Raw genomic sequence first — 17197 nt, forward strand, 5'->3', positions numbered from 1 at the left:
ATGCCGCGGGCCTTTTCTTCAGGCGCGCCGTCGATCTCGTCATAAGCTTTTGCTGTCGCACCGCCGGTTTCAGCCAGCGTCATGGTGATTGCAGCTGTCAGCGTCGTCTTGCCGTGGTCAACGTGGCCAATCGTGCCAATGTTAACGTGCGGCTTCGTGCGCTCAAATTTTTCTTTCGCCATCGGCGTCGCTCTCTGTCCACTACTCGGGTCGGTCGATAAAAGGCTCGAGCGGGACGCGCTCCGGCGCCTTGGACAGATCCGCGAGCGACGAATTGCTTCCCGTAGAACTTCCGGAGCGTCCGATCGCAGGCGATTGGACACTCCGCAACTTTAGGGTCGATCAGCCTGACGCCTTCACGTGAGCCCACATGAAAACAGGCTGATCCGGTCAGGATTTCCGGGCGGAAGAACTTTCCGTTCCGGACACTCCGATCAACACCCATGATGGAGCGGGTGAAGGGAATCGAACCCTCGTCGTCAGCTTGGAAGGCTGCTGCTCTACCATTGAGCTACACCCGCACAACAAGGAATCAGTACGATGGTGGAGGAGGTTGGATTCGAACCAACGTAGGCATAGCCAACGGATTTACAGTCCGTCCCCTTTAGCCACTCGGGCACTCCTCCATCTCGTCCTGCTTCACGCCGAAGCAATCAGGATGGCTTGACCTGAGAACCCGCCCGGATGGGGCGAGCAATCCTGTGGCGCGTGTTATGCAGATGACGACCTGCCCTGTCAACGCCGATTTTGCAAAGAAATGAACAAAATCAGGGAGACGCCCGAAACAGCTGCTTCGCGCGCTGGGGATTGCTCCGGCAACCGACATTCAAAGAGTGCCCCGATCCCGGCAGCCTGTCACCCACCAAGGTTATTTTATTGCGGCCCGGCCGCGTTTTCACCTCCGGCTGTGGACAACCGGCCAGCTTCTTTTTTACAGGTTGAAGCTCGTCCTGAAAACCTGCGGCCACGCGCCTCGGGACGTTTCAGCCTCTTCCCCTTGCCGCTTTTACCCGCTAGATCTGCGCCATGACGGAAAACAGCAAATCAGCGCGGCCGCGCTCCCGACCAGGTCACGGAGCGGGCGGTTCCAAAGCGGGTCATTACAAGAAGGGCGGCGGCAAACCGGCTCCGCGCCGTCCCGGCCTGCCGCCGGAAGGCCCGGTCCTGCTTTATGGCCTGCACACGGTGGAAGCCGCCTTCGCGAATCCCGACCGCAAGCGGCTGAAACTCTATGCCACCGAAAACGCCCAGCGGCGTCTTGAGGAGCGCGGCGTCACCATAGACGTGCCTGTCGAACCCATGATGCCGAAAGCACTCGACCGGATGGTGACAAAGGATGCAGTGCACCAGGGCATGATTCTGGAAGCCGATCCCCTGCCCGCCTATGGCCCGGAGCATCTGACGGGCGCCCGACTTGTGCTCGCCCTCGACCAGGTCACCGATCCGCACAATGTCGGCGCCATCCTGCGCTCCGCCGTCGCGCTGAGTGCCGACGCGGTGGTCACCACCGAACGCCATGCCCCTGAAGAAGGCTCCGTCTTGGCCAAATCCGCCTCCGGCGCCCTCGACATGATCAAACATGTGCGCGTGAAGAACATGGCGCGCTTCATCGCGGAAATGAACGACGAGGGGTTCGGCTGCATCGCCCTCGACAGTGACGGCACCGCCAGCCTGGAGGACACGCCCTTCACCGACAGGACCGTGCTGGTGCTCGGCTCGGAGGGAAAAGGCGTGCGTCACGGTGTGCGCGAGGCCTGCGGCCTCACCGCCCGCCTCGACATGCCCGGCGAGATCCGCTCCCTCAACGTCTCCAACGCCGCCGTGCTGTCATTGTATGTGGCACGGATGAAAATGGGGCTGTGATCCTGGCTGCCGGTGGCACGCCGTATCTCCGCTTCAAAGCTGGCGCTCAACGCCCCGTCGGCGGTGGTCCCTTGCGGCTTTGTGCCGGTCCGTCATAGGGCGTGAACGTCTTCAGACCGGAGACGTCGAACCCGGACGGACAGCCGGAGGCGATATGATCGTAATAGATCGCGCGTCCCCCGAATCTCTGGCTCCTGTCCGCTTCGAAGAACAGCCCGTAGCAAGCCTTGTTGCAATAAAACAACGCACCTTCCTGTGCCTCAATCGGCCGCGCGCTGCCATCGTCCTGAAGGATCTGCTCGCCCTGAAGCAAGCCGGTCATCACATGGCAAACGTCACTTCCGTGGGAGGTTCGCGAACTGTCGCGGATGGCGAAACGAATCGGCAGGCCGGTGATTTCCTTGCCCGTGCGGTCCACCCGGTGCTCCCAGCTGTCGCGCGCGAAATTCTGCGGTGTCCCCGACAGACAGTTGAGAACATCCCAGCTCGAGGTCGTTTTCACATTATAGAAATACGCCCCCGACGCATCCTTCATGCCCCGGCAGCGGTCAAGTTGCGCTTCAACGGAATTGCTTTGATCGAACCAGCCGAGGGCAAGAATCGGAAAACCATCCATGGCGTAGCCGACCGGCTTCTTGTCGTCCTCCACCCAGGTCGGTCCGAGATCCTCGATCAGGCATTTTGGCGCGATATGATAATGATAGTCGTCTCCCCGACCCGCATGACCGCCGCAGACATCCAGCTCCCCGGCTTCTAAAGCGCTCGGGCGCTTTCCCGTCGAACGGTCGGCCGGCCCCTGCGTGCTCGGATCGAAGATCGGCACGCCATTGACCGCCACCCCGACCGGCCCCGCATCGGTCGGCGTCGGGCGCGCGGCAAGCTCCGGGTCGAGCAGGATCTCGAATTCGTAATTGTGAACGGCTGGAAATTGCTGGTTGGTGCCGACAATCCCGCGCATGAGCGGATCTTTCGGCCCAGGCAGACCGTTTGACGAAAACCGTGCCTTGCCGCCGGAACAGGACAGCTTGTCGACCTCCTGCGTATAACAGCCGGTCTCGCATTTGCAGGATTTGATATCGTGCGCGGCGGCACCTGAAACGACGGAAGACAACAGGACGGCGGCGGCCAGTCCCCGCAATACGGTGTCAGAGCAAGCCATACAGAAATCCCCGCTCCCTGGCTGCGTTTCTCGAATTTCACACTATAACCATGGCTCACAGGAGTGAATACCGGCAAGCCACCCGTATTTTCAGCAGGGACTGTAGAGACCCCGCAATTCCGGTAAGACATTGAATTTTTGTGGCCAGATCAGATATTTTCGTTTTGGGGCATGGACAAGCGCGGCCAATCTGTTAGAAGCCTCCCCGGCGCCGGTATAGCTCAGCTGGTAGAGCACGTGATTTGTAATCTCGGGGTCGCGGGTTCGAATCCTGCTGCCGGCACCATTTTCCCTCAAATTTCATAGTATAGCGCACCACTTCGAGTGGCACGCAGTTATTCAGCAAATTCGGTTTCCGATAACCCGAATTGTTGCAATGCTGCGATGAATCCCAGCACCTGATTTTCAGCATGCCACCGTGTGTGGTTATGAAGACAGATCGACATTGTACGGCAAACGACCAACTTCGCTGAAATGAGGAAAGCTGACGTCCGCCCGGAAATGATCGACTGTCTGAATGGGGCCGGAAAGAAAACGTGACAGGTCCACAGAACGAGCAGGCCCCGGTTCAACCCGGCTCGACGCTCACGCCTTCCACGTTCATGCCCCGTGCCGTCTGCAGCGCCAGGTCCAGCAGCTTTTCGAAATGATCCGTTCGGGAACTTCCCCGCCGCCACACCAGGTAGATGAGGCGCTGCATGGTCATGCCTTCGATCCGTTTCAGGAGAAGATCCGGCTCCTTGCCGAACTCCGAGGCGATATAGGCGGCTGGAAACAAGGCAAGCCCCATGCCTATGGAGGCCATCTGGCGAAGCGCATCGAGGCTCGTTCCCTCGTAATCCCTGCGAAAGTCTGCACCGGCCGCACGGGCAAGAGCCTGAACGTCGTCATAGAGGCGAAACCCCTGCCCGAGCGCGAGCAGCTTCTCTCCCTTCAACAAGGAGACCGGCACGACCTCCAATCCGGCGAGCGGATGGGTCCGCGGCACGGCCAGCAGCACGGTCTCCCGGCACAGCACCCTCGCGTCCCATTGGTCCGACGGCGTGATGTCGGGTGTGAGAATGCAGTCGAAGGTGCCGGCCGCGAGACCGTCTTCCAGGGAATTCGGCCTGTCTTCCCGAATGTAAAGCTCCAGTCCCGGATAAGCGCTTTTCAGAGCGGGCAGCAGTTGCGGCATGAAATACGGCCCGAATGTGGGGGACACCCCCAGACGGATCAGTCCGCCGAGATTCGCCTGGCCGGCTTGCGCCGCCGTCACGATTTCGTCCAGATCTTCCAGGGCCCGCCTTGCCAGCGGCAGCAGCCGTTGGCCCGCCGCAGTCAGACGTATCGCGCCGCTCCCCCGCTCGAGCAAAGCCGATCCGAGCTGATCTTCCAACAGCCTGAACTGGGACGACAAGGTCGGTTGCGAGACATTGCAGGAGGCAGCGGCCTGTCCGAAATGCAGCGACCCGGCGAGGGCAACGAAATACTCCAGCTGGCGCGGAGATGGCCGGAAACGCATGTCGAGATCTCAACTGATAGTTTTTCTCTATCTGCACAATATAAACAATGTATTTCACCTATCAACACATGGTCCCCATATCCGGAGTGTCGGCAAGACGCCGAAGTTGATGAGGAGACAACCATGCACAACCGTTTGAAATCCTTGCGCAGTCAGCACAGCACTCTGGACGGTCTGATCCGGAGGGAGGAAATGCGTCCCTACCCTGACATGCTGCACATCCGTTCACTGAAAAAATTCAAGCTGCGTCTGCGCGACGAGATCGAGCGGGTCGAGACGCATTTGCGCCCCCAGAGGCTGGCTTCCTGACGCAGGCAGACACAGCGTCCCCTTTCCTGAAACTTCGAGGAGCTAAGGACCTTTCATGTTCTGGCCGTTCTTTTTCATTCCGCCTTCGGCGGTTCAGCCGCGAAATCGCACGACAACCCGCCTGCGCGACCTGGATGCGCGCATGACAACGTTCCTGGCGGAGAAACAGCAGGCGAGCGACACCAGCCCTCAGGTACTCGACAACATCAAGGCTGCACGGTCGAAGGTTCAGCGCGAACTGGCAGGCGTAGCTGAACACCCCATCCAGTAGAGTCGTGTGTGGTAAGGTTGGTAAGACAGCCCCCTGCGCCGCGCAGTCCGGATCTCGTCGCAGACGTCAAGGCGCAGGGACATACCCGCTTGCAGGACTTTCATGCGTTCGCCTGAGCCAACTAACTGTCCAAATCCAGTTCTTTGGCCAATTGGTCCTTTTGCAGGTTTATGTCGTTCTCGACGAGGTCCAGGTCATTGTAGAGATTGGACGATGGAGAAATTGCAGGGAGATAGCGGACGGTGATCTCACCATCGTAAATCATGTGATATTTCGGGTCCCAGAAAACACCGGAATTCAGAACCACAGGCACAAGCGGATAACCGGTTGCCTTTTGTATGACGGACAGGCCTCTTTCGTATTTCTGGCGGCCGTAAACAGGCGTCCGGGTGCCTTCCGGAAAAATCGCAACGCTCCGGCCTTCTTCAGCGGACTGTTTGGCCCCCTTGATGATGCTCCGGATGTTCTTGCCCGGCTGGTCCCGCATGACCTTCATCATCGGTGAGCGGCGCAAATACCAGCCGAACACCGGAATTTGGTAGAGGCTGTCCTTAGCAATGATGTTCGCATCGGGAAACAGAACCAGGAAAGCTACAGTCTCCCAGGCCGACTGGTGATTTGAGACTATGATAAAGGGTTCTTCCGGCAGGTTTTCCTGGCCTTCGACCTTGTAGGTTACCCTGAGGACGTACCGACACAGGAACAGAAACCCATGCGCCCAGCGCCTGCTTATCCATCGGATGGTGTCAGGTCGAAGTGTCACGATCGCGTCCCACAGGATGGGCAATGCGAAAAGCACCGTCCAGGCCGCCAGCAGAACGTTGAAGATCTTTGAGCGGACATATTGCGTCGCAACCGACCGTCTCATGCGCAGCTTTCCGTTATACAGATAGTGCGCCAGTGAGATTGAGGCGGATCGCGCCGACATTAAGAATTGCAAAGCTTGCCTCGATTGGTGTTTTTGTTGAATAAACAAGCCACTTTTTGAATTCGCAGATTGAGTTTTGGTCGAATTCCGGTGACGGGCATTGATTGACTTGCCAAGTCGTTGGTACCCTTACTACAGGAAACCGCGCTGAAGGCATAGCTGCCTTCGTCCGATGTCGTTCAAGATGTCGCAATGCTTCTGTGTCGAGTCATTCCCGAAAGAGTGCGCATCCACGCCATCAACACCGCGAATCCAAGCAATTTAGAGTGGATCTGTCCAGCCGGGGCAAGCCTCGGCAGGAGCCCGTCGCGCCAGCAAAAAACGAATTTTCAGACGTAAAAGCTCGACACCGGCGCGAAAACCGATGCGGTGGATGCCGCGATTGCGCCGGGCCGGACGACGTGCCCTTGCTTCGGAAGGTATCAGGGCGTCGTGGCATTCCCCGGTCCCGGCCACGACCGTCCCGGGATCTTCAAAAGCCTGTTTCCAACACACATTCGTTGAGCTTCTCCGGCCGTTAGCCGTGAACCGCGCAGGTCAACCCAGCTGACTGGTCAGCGGAAATCTATTCCACGTCGCCCATATATTTTGCCTGATTGATCAGGTCCTGGCATTTGGCTTCGTTCCCGGCACGGTGCTCTTTCGTCGCCTCGTCCAGCAGAACGCGCATCTTCTCCGCGACGGTCACGTCGATCCCCGACCGCTCGGTGTTGTCTATGGCATTCTCGACCTTGTCGATATCGGCGGCGCAGTCGGCAAGAGCCACTGTCGGCACTCCGAATGCAAGGACCGTTGCGAAGAATACAATCGGCATACGTATCATCTGCATCCTGCTTCCCTTTCCATGCGCAAAAACTGACACAGGCCTGCGGACGGCCCTCTACATCATCCGGTGATGCAGGTCGAACATGATCCACAGGCTTCCGCCGACCATGATGACGATCAGGACGGCTGCGAAACCGAGGAAGAACAGGTTTTCCGCCGGCGTCGATTTCAGGTCCAGGTGCAGGAAGAAGACGAGGTGCACCAGCACCTGCAGGATGGCTGCGACCGCGATGACCCCGTAGACGGCCGTGCCTGTCAGCAGACCACCCCAGACAATGCCGAAGGGGATGGCCGTCAGGATGATCGCCAGGACGAAACCGGTGAGATAGGTCGAGACGCTGCGTTCTGCGGAGTGGTTCATTGTCTTGGCTCCTACATGACGCCGGGCAGGTAAACGACCGAGAAGATCCCGATCCAGACGATGTCGAGAAAGTGCCAGAAGAGGCCGAGCCGTAAAAGCCGCGAGCGCACCGGCGGCGTCAGGCCTTTCAGCGGTATCTGGACGATCATAACCAGGATGCCGAGCGTCCCGAAGGTGACATGCAGGCCATGGGTTCCGACCAGCGTGAAGAAAGCGCTCAGGAAGCCGCTGACGTCAGGACCCGCGCCCTTGGCGATCATGCCGTGAAATTCCATCATCTCCATTGCCAGGAAGCCGACCCCGAGAAGAGCGGTCACCACCAGCCACATGATGACCCGGCCACTGAGCCCCCTTGCCATCGCGATGGTCGCCATGCCGAAGGTCAGGCTGGAAATGAGCAGAAGCGCGGTTTCCCCCGCCGTGTGACGCAGGTCGAAGACATCCTTCGATGTCGGGCCGGCGGCGGAGTTTTTCGACAGCACCACATAGGTCGCGAACAGCAGCGCGAAGATGATGGCGTCGGTCATCAGATAGACCCAGAAGCCGAATTCCCGCGATAGCAGGGACTTTTTCTCTTCCTCCTCGAGGAGGTCGCTTGCCATGGCCGTGTCAGTCATTACGCCCTCCCCGGCAGAATTTCGCCCGACGCCGGGCCGACCGGCAGAAAATCACGCATGTCATGCAGGTCCGCCGGCGTGATCTGTTCCAGCCGGGCCTTTTCAATCCGTTCGACCTCGTCAGCCGGCAGGATGTAATCGCATTCATCGTCGAAGGAGCGGATGCCGACACACACAAGGCTCAGCACCAGGCACAGGGCGGCAAGCCACCAGATGTACCAGACCATGGCGAACCCGAGCACGAAGGCCAGACCGCCCAGGATCGGACCCAACCACGAACTCTTCGGCATGACGATGTCCTCGTAGTGGTCCGGCACCTTATAGGCGACGCCCTGGATCTTCATGTCATGAAAGGCATCGATGTCCTCGACCTGCGGCAGGACCGCGAAGTTGTAGGCAGCCGGAGGCGACGAGGTCGCCCACTCCAGCGTGCGGCCGTTCCAAGGATCGCCGGTGATGTCGCGCGCCGATCCCCATTTCTTCGCCGAGACGTAGAGCTGCACGGCGATGCAGACGATGCCGCACAGGACACACAGTGCGCCGAGCGCTGCGACGATCAGGTAAGGCTGCCAGGTCGGGTCGGCATAGTGCTCCATGCGCCGGCTCATGCCCATGAACCCGAGCACATAGAGCGGCATGAAGGCGAGATAGAAGCCGATGAACCAGAACCAGAAGGAGCGCATGCCCCATTTGACATCCAGCTTGAAACCGAACGCCTTGGGGAACCAGTAGTTCAACCCGGCGAAATAGCCGAACAGAGCGCCGGGTATGAGCATGTTGTGGAAATGCGCCACCAGGAATGTCGAGTTGTGCATCAGGTAGTCTGCGGGCGGCAGGGCCAGCAGAACCCCGGTCACACCGCCGATCACGAAGGTCACCATGAAGCCGATGGTGAACACCATGGCGGGATGAAACTCGATGCGGCCCCGATACAAGGTGAACAGCCAGTCGAAGATCTTCACCCCTGTCGGCACCGCGATGATCATCGTGGCGATGCCGAAGATCGCGTTCACGTTTGACGAGGAACCCATGGTGAAGAAGTGATGCAGCCAGACGGTGAACGACAGCAGCGCGATACAGGCGGTCGCATAGACCAGCGACGTGTAGCCGAACAACCGTTTGCGGGAAAAGGTCGCCACCACTTCGGAGTAGATGCCGAAGGCCGGCAGGATCAGGATATAGACCTCAGGATGGCCCCAGATCCACAGGAGGTTGGCGAACATCATCATGTTGCCGCCGTCGCCATTGGTGAAGAAGTGGAAGCCGAGCGTGCGGTCCAGAACGAGCTGGCCGGCAACGACCGTCAGGCCGGGAAAGGCGAAGGCAATCAGGATCGAGGCGCACAGCGCCGTCCAGGTGAACATCGGCATGCGCATGAAGCTCATGCCGGGGCAGCGGTTCTTGAAGATGGTGACAATGAAATTGATACCGGCCAGCGTGCTGCCGACCCCGCTGGTGATCAGCGCCCAGAGCCAGTAGTCCACACCGACGCCGGGGCTGTACTCGATCCCCGAATAGGGCGGATATCCCGTCCAGCCGGCCTGCGAGAACTTGCCGACGACCAGTGACACAAGAACCAGTCCGGCGCCCGATGCCGTCAGCCACAGACTGACGGAGTTGAGGAACGGAAAGGCGACGTCCCGCGCGCCGATCTGCTGCGGCACGACGATGTTGATCAGCCCGGTCAGAAACGGCATGGCCACGAAGAAGATCATGATCGTGCCGTGCGAGGAGAAGATCTGCTCGAAATGCTCCGGCGGCAGATAACCTTCGCTGTTGAGCGACACGGCCTGCTGGGCACGCATCATGAGCGCATCGACAAAGCCGCGCACCAGCATGACAAGCGACAGCACCACATACATGATGCCGATCTTCTTGTGATCGACACTGGTCAGCCAGTCCGTCCACAGCACCTTCCAGGCGCGCAGATAGGTGATGAGCAGGAACACCGCGATGCCACCCAATACGGTGACGCCTGCCCCGCCCATGGCGACCCAGGAATAGAACGGCAGCGCATCCATAGTCAGACGTCCAAGCATCAGGCAGCCCCCCGGCAGATAAGTTCGGCCGCTTCACTTTCGTACGGGCCCATAATCGGCGCGTATTTGCGCAGGATAATTTCGAACAGCTTGGCTTCGGTCGACGAATAATAGGTCACAGGATTGGCGACGCTTTGCTTGTGAAGCTCCAGATAGGTCTTCGCGTCGAGCACATCGGGCGATGCGGCGACCTTTTCCTTCCAGGCGGTGAAATCGTTTTCGTCCAGGGCATGCGCCTTGAAGTGCTGGTCGGAGAACCCGTCGCCGGAATACATCGTGTTGCGTCCCGTGAAGACACCCGGCCCGTCGGCCAGGAGATTGAGCTCCGAACGCATGCCCGCCATGGCATAGATCTGCCCGCCGAGCGCCGGGATCATCAGCGAGTTCATCACCGTATCGGAGGTGATTTCGATGGAAAGCGGCCGGTCGGCGGGAAAGGCAAGCTCATTGACGCTGGCGATACCCAGTTCCGGGTAGACGAACAGCCACTTCCAGTCGAGCGCCACCGCCTGCACCCTGAAGGCCGGCTTGTCGGAGACAATAGGCTTGTAGGGATCAAATTCGTGAGTCCGCGTCCAGACCAGCGTCCCGAGCACCACGACGATGGCCCCCGGCACCAGCCAGACAACCGCCTCGACGACCCAGGACCCGTCCCACTCCGGCGTATAGACCGCCCCGTTCTTTCTCTTCCTGTACCGCCAGGCAAAGAAAAGCGTCAGGACGATCGCCGGAATGGCGACAATCATCATTATGGCGAAGGCGGTGAACAGAAGGTCCCGTTCCGCCAACGCGATCGGCCCCTTCGGAAAGAGCACAGGCGCATCGGACAGGCCGCAGCCCTGAAGCAGGCCGCCCGCGGCCAAAAGCAGGACGGCTGCAAACGGCTTAAAGGAACGGCGGACCGATCGCCCGGAATTTGCTTCGATCATTTCCCACCCCTGGATCAGGCTGCTTCGATGCAGGTTTGCATGAAAGCAGAAAATGCGACCGGTTCAAAACGTCTGGAGCCTTGATCGGCGTTCTTGCGAACACTGGAAGCTCCAGGACAGGCCGGAGTGATCTCGCTTACTCGAAAACGCGGAGAGATACGGCGGCGCTGTACAAAATCAAAATGCAATCGGCATGAACTGCCGAGGGAATCGTTTCACTGACTGGCAAAACCCTAGATCAACCTCCGCTCATTTGAAACCGCATGAAAGCAGAAAAGTTGATCGATCCTAAAGCGATAGCGCGCCTGGCGTTCTTTTGCTTCGCTGCGGAAGGCTTTGGCTCCGCGCTAGGCCCCGTCCAGGGATCCGGGTGCGAAAATCCGGGCCGGTGCGTGCTCGAAGGTCATGCGCCCGCTTTTCATCCCCCAGAGTGGACGGACGATTTCCGACACGACCTGCATCCCGCAGTCGGCCGGCAGCGCAACGAAAGTCGCCTCCTCCCCCACCTCGATACCACGTTCGTGGTTGATCAGGCGTCTCGGCGCCGAGGTGACCATGTCGAAGCAGGCTTCCAGTTCCGGTTCCGTGCCGAGCTGGTGAATGTTGGCGTAAAGATTTGCCATGCGGGAGAGCGAACAGTCTCCATACGGAGTGAAGGGATTGAGAACATTGTTCGTCGCCACCGTGCAGCAGACACCGTGCTGATGAAAGACATGCGCCGGCGCGACACCGCGCGGCACCAGGTGCCCGCTGTCCCTGCCCATCAGGAACAGGTCGGTCGAGGGCAGAACTGTCAGGGCAATGCCCGCATCTTTCAGAAGAGCCACGGCGTCCATGAGCTGAGGTCCGGGCATAGCCGACAGTTTGGTCACATGCCCTATGGCCACGCGCCCCTGCCAGCCGTGCGCCACGGTCTGCCGGGCGATCTCGTCGAGATGCCGCCATTTAGGGTCCAGATCGAAGTCCAGATGGAAATCGAGATCGACGTCGAACCGCCTGGCCATCTCGAACAGGATGGCGATCTGGGCATTCGGGTCGCTATCGGTATAGGGGCAGCCGCCCAACAGGTCCGCCCCGTTCACCAGAGCTTCCTCAAGCAATTCCTTCGTTCCCGGGTTGTTGGTGAGCCCTTCCTGCGGAAAAACGCAGATCTGAAGGTCCAGGGCCCAGGCGAAATCCCGCTTGAGCTGCGACACCGCCTCAAGGCCCATGAGCCCGATGCCCGGGTCTATTTCCACATGGGTCCGGATTGCGTTGGTTCCCTGCACGATGGCCTTTTCGAGGACCTTCCTGCCCCGGGCATGAATATCCGACTGCGTGAAGGATTTCTTCGCCGCTCCGACTGAGGCGATTGCCCCTTCCAGGGTGCCGGTTTCATTGTGGCATTTGTCCAGTATGCACGCCTTGTCGAGATGAAGATGGCTTTCCACGAAGCCGGGGATGAGCATCGCCCCGTTGCCTTCGAGTGTTTTCGCCCCACTCCCAAGGTCCGAGCCGATATCGCTGATGCGCTCGCCGGAGACGGCAATGTCGACGCTCTCAGCCCTGTTGCCGATGCGGATGTTGCGGATGACGAATTCACTCACGCCCGCGCCTCCGAAGTAGCTGCGGCTTCCCCGCCCCCCAGATAGGCCGTGGTCAAACGGGGATCGGAAGCAAGGTCTGCAGCCTTGCCCTCAAAGACAATCCGTCCCTGTTCCAGCACATAGGCATAGTCGGCAACCGCCAGCGCCATGGTCGCCACCTGGTCGACAAGGAGAATGGTGATGTCGGCGTCCCGCAATTCGCCGAGTATGGCGTAGAGTTCGTCGATCATTGCAGGGGCAAGTCCAAGCGAAGGCTCGTCCAGCAACAGCACCTTGGGCCTTGCCATGAGCCCGCGCGCGATGGCCATCATCTGCTGTTCACCGCCGGACAGCAGTCCTGCACGGCTGGTCAGCCGATCCTTCAGGCGGGGAAAGCGGTCCAGATGCGCGGCGATTTCGCTGCGCGACATTTCGGAGCGCCGATTGTAGGCCCCGAGTTCGATATTCTCCAGAACCGTGAGTTCGGGAAAGACCTGGCGGCCTTCGGGAACAAGGACAAGCCCCCTGCCGACAAGTTCATGCGGTTGCAGCGTCTGCACCTGTTCGTCGTTCAGGATGATGGTGCCCGATACCGGCCTATGCAGGCCGGACAGGGCGCTGAGGAAGGTGGACTTGCCGGCACCGTTTGCCCCCAGCAGCGCCACCATCTCGCCTTGCCGCACTTTCAGCGAGACATCCTTCAGGACAGGCGCCGCCCCATAACCTGCGGTCAGGCCCAGCGTGGAGACGACGGGTGTCTCTTCCGTTGTCAGCGGCTGCTCGCGCTTGAACGACGCGGTGCCGCCCTCGCCGAGATAAGCGGCGATCACCGCCGCATTTGTCCGGATTTCCTCCGGGTTGCCATAAGCGATCGGTTTGCCCGCATCGACGGCCTGAATGCGGTCGGAAATCCCCATGACAAGGCTCATGTCATGTTCCACAAGCACGACCGCGATCCCGAGATCCGCGATCCTGCGCAACAGCCCGGCGAGCGCCTCCTTGTCGGCACGCATCAACCCGGCGGCCGGTTCGTCCAGAAGCAGGAACACGGGCTTCGTCGCAAGTGCCCTGGCAATTTCCACCAGACGCCTGTCCACGTGAGGCAGGTCCCCTGCGCGCTTTTCCAGCGCCCCCCGATAGCCGCAGAAGCGCAGCAACCCGGCCGCAAGAGCAAGGTTCTCCTTCGAGCGGATATCCGACCACGGGTTGCCCGGTGCGCCGCGCGGCAGGCCCGACACCACGTTTTCCTCCACCGACAGATTCTCGAAGAGTTTCGTCGTCTGGTAGGTGCGCGCGATACCGTTTCTGGCGACCGCATGGGCCGGCGCACCCGCAAGGTTGCGCTCGCCCAGCAGGATATCCCCCTCGCTCGGGCGGTAAAATCCACTGACCATGTTGAGAACGGTCGTCTTGCCCGCCCCGTTCGGGCCAATCAGGGACGTGACTTCCCCCGGCCGGATATCCAGGTGAACCCCGTCGACCGCCCGCACACCGCCGAAGGAAATGCCGAGGTTTCTGATCTCCAGCGGCCCGGGCGAACCATCCACCTTCAGGAACGTTCCGATTTCATCTTCCGAAAGCGCGGAAGTCTTCCGGGCCGCTCCGGGAAGAAACGCGGCAAGCGTCCCGACGAGGCCCCGCGGGGCGATCAGCAGCACGCCGACCAGCAGACCGCCGAAGACGAGCAGACGGTATTCGGCAAGGCCAGACAGAAATTCAGGCAGAAGAACCGTGACCAGTGCGCCCGCAAGCGGCCCCAGTACCGTTCCGGCACCGCCGATCAGGATGGCGAACAGGAACAGGATCGACTGGGAGAAGGGAAAATTGCTCGGTGCGATGAACATCATCAGCGGCGTGAAAAGACCGCCGGCAAGGCCGGCCATCGCGGCGGCAATGGCGAACGCAGCCGCCTTGACGACGAAGGGCCGGTAACCGAGGGAGGATGCGGCAAGCTCCGCGTCCCTGATCCCCGTCATGGCCATGCCCCAGCCGCTGTCGGCAAGACGCCTGAACAGGTAGAGCGACAGACCGGCAAGCACGATGGCAAGGAGCACGAGTTCTCGCTCGGAAAACACGAACCCGGCCAGTTCAGGCATGGGAAATCCCATCAGGCCGTTCTGTCCGCCGGTCAGTGAGCGCCACTCGACGGCCCCGTGTTCGACAATAAAGGCGAAGGCAATCGTGACCATCGCCAGGAACGGTCCGGCCATCCGGACGGCCGGAATTGCCAGAAGGACGCCGGCAGCACCGGCAATCAGGGCTGCGACAGGCAGGGCCAGCCAGAAGCTCAGGCCCCACAGGGTCAGGATGCCGACCCCGTAAGCCCCGATCGCGAAAAAGCCCACCTGTCCTAGTGAAACGAGGCCTGTAAGCCCGTAAAGAACATTCAGGCCGACACCCAGGATCGTGGTCAGCGCGACAAGGCCGATCACGAATTGGGTGTACCCACCGCTCACGAGCGCCGCTCCGCATCCCGCAACCGTCAGGACGAGCAGAAATACGTCCAGGTAAGCCCGCTGGTTGGTAAATCGCATCATGGAACCTCAGACTTTCTGGACCGCGGGACGCCCGAAAAGCCCGTCCGGCTTCAAGGTCAACGCCAGGATGACGAGGCCGAAAACAACGATGTAGGTGGAGGAAGACCCGAGATAGGCGGTCACCAGCGCTTCCGTGACGCCGAAGATGAACCCGGCCAGCATCACGCCCGACGCGGAGGTCATGCCCCCGAGGATCGCAACCGCGAAAGCCTTCAGACCGAACAGCGTTCCCATGTCCGAATGGACGGAGAACAGAGGTGCGATCAACAGTCCCGCGCACCCTGCGAGCATGGCGGAAATCGCAAAGGAGCCGGACACCATCAGCGTCGTGTTGATGCCCATGAGACGGGCCGCCTGGGTGTTCTGGACCACGGCGAGCAGCGCCCTTCCCTGCAGGGTCTTGCGGAAGAGGAAATGCAACGCCAGCGCAACGCCAACCGCCGCCAGCGGGATCAGCAATTGCTGCGGGTAGATGCCCGTTCCGGCGAATTGCCATGCCGACTGCACCAGCGGCGACGTCAGCGAACGGGGTTCGTTGCCAAAGGAAAAGAGAACGGCATTGTCCAGAAAAATGCCCCCGGCGACGGTGGCCATCAGCCACGCTTCCGACTTGCGCTCCACGAAAGGCCGCACCAGAAGCATCTCCACCAGAATACCGAAGAGACCGCAGCACAGGATCGCCAGCGGATAGGCAAGCATCCAGTTGATCTCCAGACGCTCGGTGAAGACATACCCGAGAACGGCTCCGAGCATGACCACGCTGCCCTGGGCGAAATTGACCGTGGACGACACGGAATAGGTGATCTGGAAGCCGAGGGCGATCAGGCCATACATGCTTCCAAGGCCGATGCCGGTGACGAGCGCGGCGATCAAGAGGGTCATGGGCGTTTCCTGGAAATTGGTACGGGGGATCCGTGCCCCCCCTGGAGTAAAGGCTGCCTCCCGCAGGCTGCTGCGGGAGGCGCCGGCATCACTTCTTGATCGGAATGATTTCACCCTCGACGAAATGCGCGAAGACATAATCTTCCGGCAAAATCGCGTCCTGATCCTCAGGCGAGAAAGGATCGGTATAGGTCTTGATCAATCCCTCGATGTTTTCGATTTCGTACATCGCCTGGCGGATCGCCGGTCCGTCCGTGGAGCCGGCCTTGTCGATTGCGGCCGCGAGAAGCAGCATGGCGTCATAGGCATTGGCGATCCCCGTGGCGGGGGTCACGTCGGCCATGGTCTCGATTTCCGGGAAGGCTTCCTGGAGCTTGGCGAACATCGCTTCCCCCTTCGGATCCCCTTCGCTGAACAGGTAGGTCTGAATGAAGTGCAGTTTCTCGCCGCTCTTGCCTGCCAGTTCGGTGAAGCGGCCGCCGGACGGTCCCCAATGCGAGGCCATGGGAACTTCCCAGCCCATCCGGTCGAGGGATTTGACCACCTGCGCGGTCGGCGCGACATTGGCCACCACGAAGAGGCCGTCGGCGCCGTTTTCCTTGAGCCTCGTCAGCTGAGGCACGACGTCAACGTCGTTGGATTCGAACTTTTCGATGCCGGCATGATCCATGCCGCGCTTTTCCAGCGCCTTGAGAAGGCCTTTCTCGTTGGATTCACCCCAGGGATTGTTGATGAGGATCATGCCCGGCTTCTTGGAGCCGTAGTTCGAGATGAGATATTCCGTGATGGCTTCGTCGACATATTCATCGACGGCGGAAACGCGGAAAATATAGTTTTCCTCGGCACCGTTCTTGGTGATGCCGGTTCCGGCGGCCCAGGGGCCGACGAACGGCACCTTCGACTGGTTGGCGAATGGAACGATCGCAAAGGACACCGGCGTATCGAGACCGCCGATCAGTGCGGCCACGCCTTCGCGCTGCACGAGTTCACGGGCTGCGACCAGTCCCTTGCCGGGATTGCTTTCGTCGTCGCGGCTGACAAGCTCGAGCGGCTTGCCCAGAACGCCACCCTTTTCGTTGATTTCGTCGATGGCAATCGTAAGCCCCCGGGTGATCGCCTGACCGGACTTGGCCGACTGGCCGCTCAACGCGGCGACAAGACCGATCTTGATGGTGTCTTCCGCAAAGGCTGGAAGCCCCGTGAGAACCGCAAGGCCGACAACACCCGACATGAGAGCGCGGCGTGTCACCTTCGGAAAAATGCGTGTGGATTTCATATGAGACTCCTCTGGTCTTCCGGACGACACGTCCGAACGCCACTTCTGTCGCAAGTGCTGTGCCAGAAATTCGAAATCTATGTTTTTCAATGACTTAACAGAAAACGACCATAATCCAGTCACTCGGATTCC

At 60.1% G+C, this 17197-nt stretch carries 16 protein-coding genes and 3 tRNA genes; 4 read left to right on the plus strand and 15 right to left on the minus strand.

Annotated features, from left to right (window positions below; all coding sequences use genetic code 11):
• From Q1B40_RS23795 to Q1B40_RS23805, 3 genes are all read right to left on the minus strand, one after another.
• Window positions 1–182: GTP-binding protein (locus tag Q1B40_RS23795; RefSeq protein WP_299820748.1), on the minus strand; the 182-nt coding region annotated here is incomplete at its 3' end.
• Between the two features lie 265 nt (window positions 183–447).
• Window positions 448–521, minus strand: a tRNA-Gly gene (locus Q1B40_RS23800).
• 20 nt (window positions 522–541) lie between these two features.
• A tRNA-Tyr gene (locus Q1B40_RS23805) sits at window positions 542–626 on the minus strand.
• Between the two features lie 400 nt (window positions 627–1026).
• Here Q1B40_RS23805 and Q1B40_RS23810 point away from each other — a divergent pair.
• Window positions 1027–1863, plus strand: a complete 837-nt coding sequence (locus Q1B40_RS23810) for an RNA methyltransferase (protein WP_299820751.1) — start codon at window positions 1027–1029, stop codon at window positions 1861–1863.
• Window positions 1864–1909: 46 nt separating this feature from the next.
• On the opposite strand, the gene Q1B40_RS23815 is transcribed toward Q1B40_RS23810, so the two are convergent.
• Window positions 1910–3022, minus strand: coding sequence for a YHYH protein (locus tag Q1B40_RS23815; protein ID WP_299820754.1), 1113 nt, complete (start codon window positions 3020–3022; stop codon window positions 1910–1912).
• A gap of 210 nt (window positions 3023–3232) precedes the next feature.
• Between Q1B40_RS23815 and Q1B40_RS23820 the strand changes: the two genes are divergently transcribed.
• Window positions 3233–3308, plus strand: a tRNA-Thr gene (locus tag Q1B40_RS23820).
• 282 nt (window positions 3309–3590) lie between these two features.
• Here the strand turns inward: Q1B40_RS23820 and Q1B40_RS23825 are convergent.
• Window positions 3591–4526 carry a LysR substrate-binding domain-containing protein gene (locus Q1B40_RS23825; RefSeq protein WP_299820757.1) on the minus strand — a complete coding sequence of 312 codons (936 nt, stop codon included), beginning with the start codon at window positions 4524–4526 and terminating at the stop codon, window positions 3591–3593.
• A 123-nt stretch (window positions 4527–4649) separates the two neighbouring features.
• Between Q1B40_RS23825 and Q1B40_RS23830 the strand changes: the two genes are divergently transcribed.
• A complete protein-coding gene (locus Q1B40_RS23830) occupies window positions 4650–4835 on the plus strand; it encodes a YdcH family protein (protein ID WP_299820760.1) in 186 nt (61 codons plus the stop codon).
• 55 nt (window positions 4836–4890) lie between these two features.
• Window positions 4891–5106, plus strand: a complete 216-nt coding sequence (locus tag Q1B40_RS23835; protein ID WP_299820763.1) for a hypothetical protein — start codon at window positions 4891–4893, stop codon at window positions 5104–5106.
• 121 nt (window positions 5107–5227) lie between these two features.
• Here the strand turns inward: Q1B40_RS23835 and Q1B40_RS23840 are convergent, their stop codons facing one another.
• The 10 genes from Q1B40_RS23840 to Q1B40_RS23885 form a co-directional block, all read right to left on the minus strand.
• On the minus strand, window positions 5228–5974 hold the full coding sequence (locus Q1B40_RS23840; RefSeq protein WP_299820766.1) for a 1-acyl-sn-glycerol-3-phosphate acyltransferase: 747 nt from the start codon (window positions 5972–5974) through the stop codon (window positions 5228–5230).
• A 625-nt stretch (window positions 5975–6599) separates the two neighbouring features.
• Window positions 6600–6863: a hypothetical protein gene (locus Q1B40_RS23845; RefSeq protein WP_299820769.1), complete on the minus strand. Its 264-nt coding sequence runs from the start codon at window positions 6861–6863 to the stop codon at window positions 6600–6602.
• Between the two features lie 51 nt (window positions 6864–6914).
• Window positions 6915–7220: a cytochrome o ubiquinol oxidase subunit IV gene (gene cyoD, locus Q1B40_RS23850; protein ID WP_299820772.1), complete on the minus strand. Its 306-nt coding sequence runs from the start codon at window positions 7218–7220 to the stop codon at window positions 6915–6917.
• Window positions 7221–7231: 11 nt separating this feature from the next.
• Window positions 7232–7837 carry a cytochrome o ubiquinol oxidase subunit III gene (cyoC, locus tag Q1B40_RS23855; protein ID WP_299820775.1) on the minus strand — a complete coding sequence of 202 codons (606 nt, stop codon included), beginning with the start codon at window positions 7835–7837 and terminating at the stop codon, window positions 7232–7234.
• Entirely contained in the window at window positions 7837–9876 is a 2040-nt protein-coding gene (gene cyoB / locus Q1B40_RS23860) for a cytochrome o ubiquinol oxidase subunit I (RefSeq protein ID WP_299820778.1), read from the minus strand. The genes cyoC and cyoB overlap by 1 nt, the downstream gene beginning before the upstream one ends.
• Window positions 9876–10805 (minus strand): ubiquinol oxidase subunit II, encoded by a 930-nt coding sequence (gene cyoA / locus Q1B40_RS23865; protein ID WP_299820782.1) that lies wholly within the window; start codon window positions 10803–10805, stop codon window positions 9876–9878. The genes cyoB and cyoA overlap by 1 nt, the downstream gene beginning before the upstream one ends.
• Before the next feature lie 347 nt (window positions 10806–11152).
• Entirely contained in the window at window positions 11153–12391 is a 1239-nt protein-coding gene (locus tag Q1B40_RS23870) for an amidohydrolase family protein (protein WP_299820785.1), read from the minus strand.
• Entirely contained in the window at window positions 12388–14904 is a 2517-nt protein-coding gene (locus Q1B40_RS23875) for a branched-chain amino acid ABC transporter ATP-binding protein/permease (RefSeq protein WP_299820987.1), read from the minus strand. The genes Q1B40_RS23870 and Q1B40_RS23875 overlap by 4 nt, the downstream gene beginning before the upstream one ends.
• A gap of 9 nt (window positions 14905–14913) precedes the next feature.
• Window positions 14914–15789 (minus strand): branched-chain amino acid ABC transporter permease, encoded by an 876-nt coding sequence (locus Q1B40_RS23880; RefSeq protein ID WP_299820788.1) that lies wholly within the window; start codon window positions 15787–15789, stop codon window positions 14914–14916.
• Between the two features lie 88 nt (window positions 15790–15877).
• Window positions 15878–17020: an ABC transporter substrate-binding protein gene (locus Q1B40_RS23885; RefSeq protein ID WP_299820991.1), complete on the minus strand. Its 1143-nt coding sequence runs from the start codon at window positions 17018–17020 to the stop codon at window positions 15878–15880.
• Window positions 17021–17197: the final 177 nt, after the last annotated feature.

This window comes from uncultured Roseibium sp. (genome assembly GCF_947496995.1).
Classification (GTDB): domain Bacteria; phylum Pseudomonadota; class Alphaproteobacteria; order Rhizobiales; family Stappiaceae; genus Roseibium.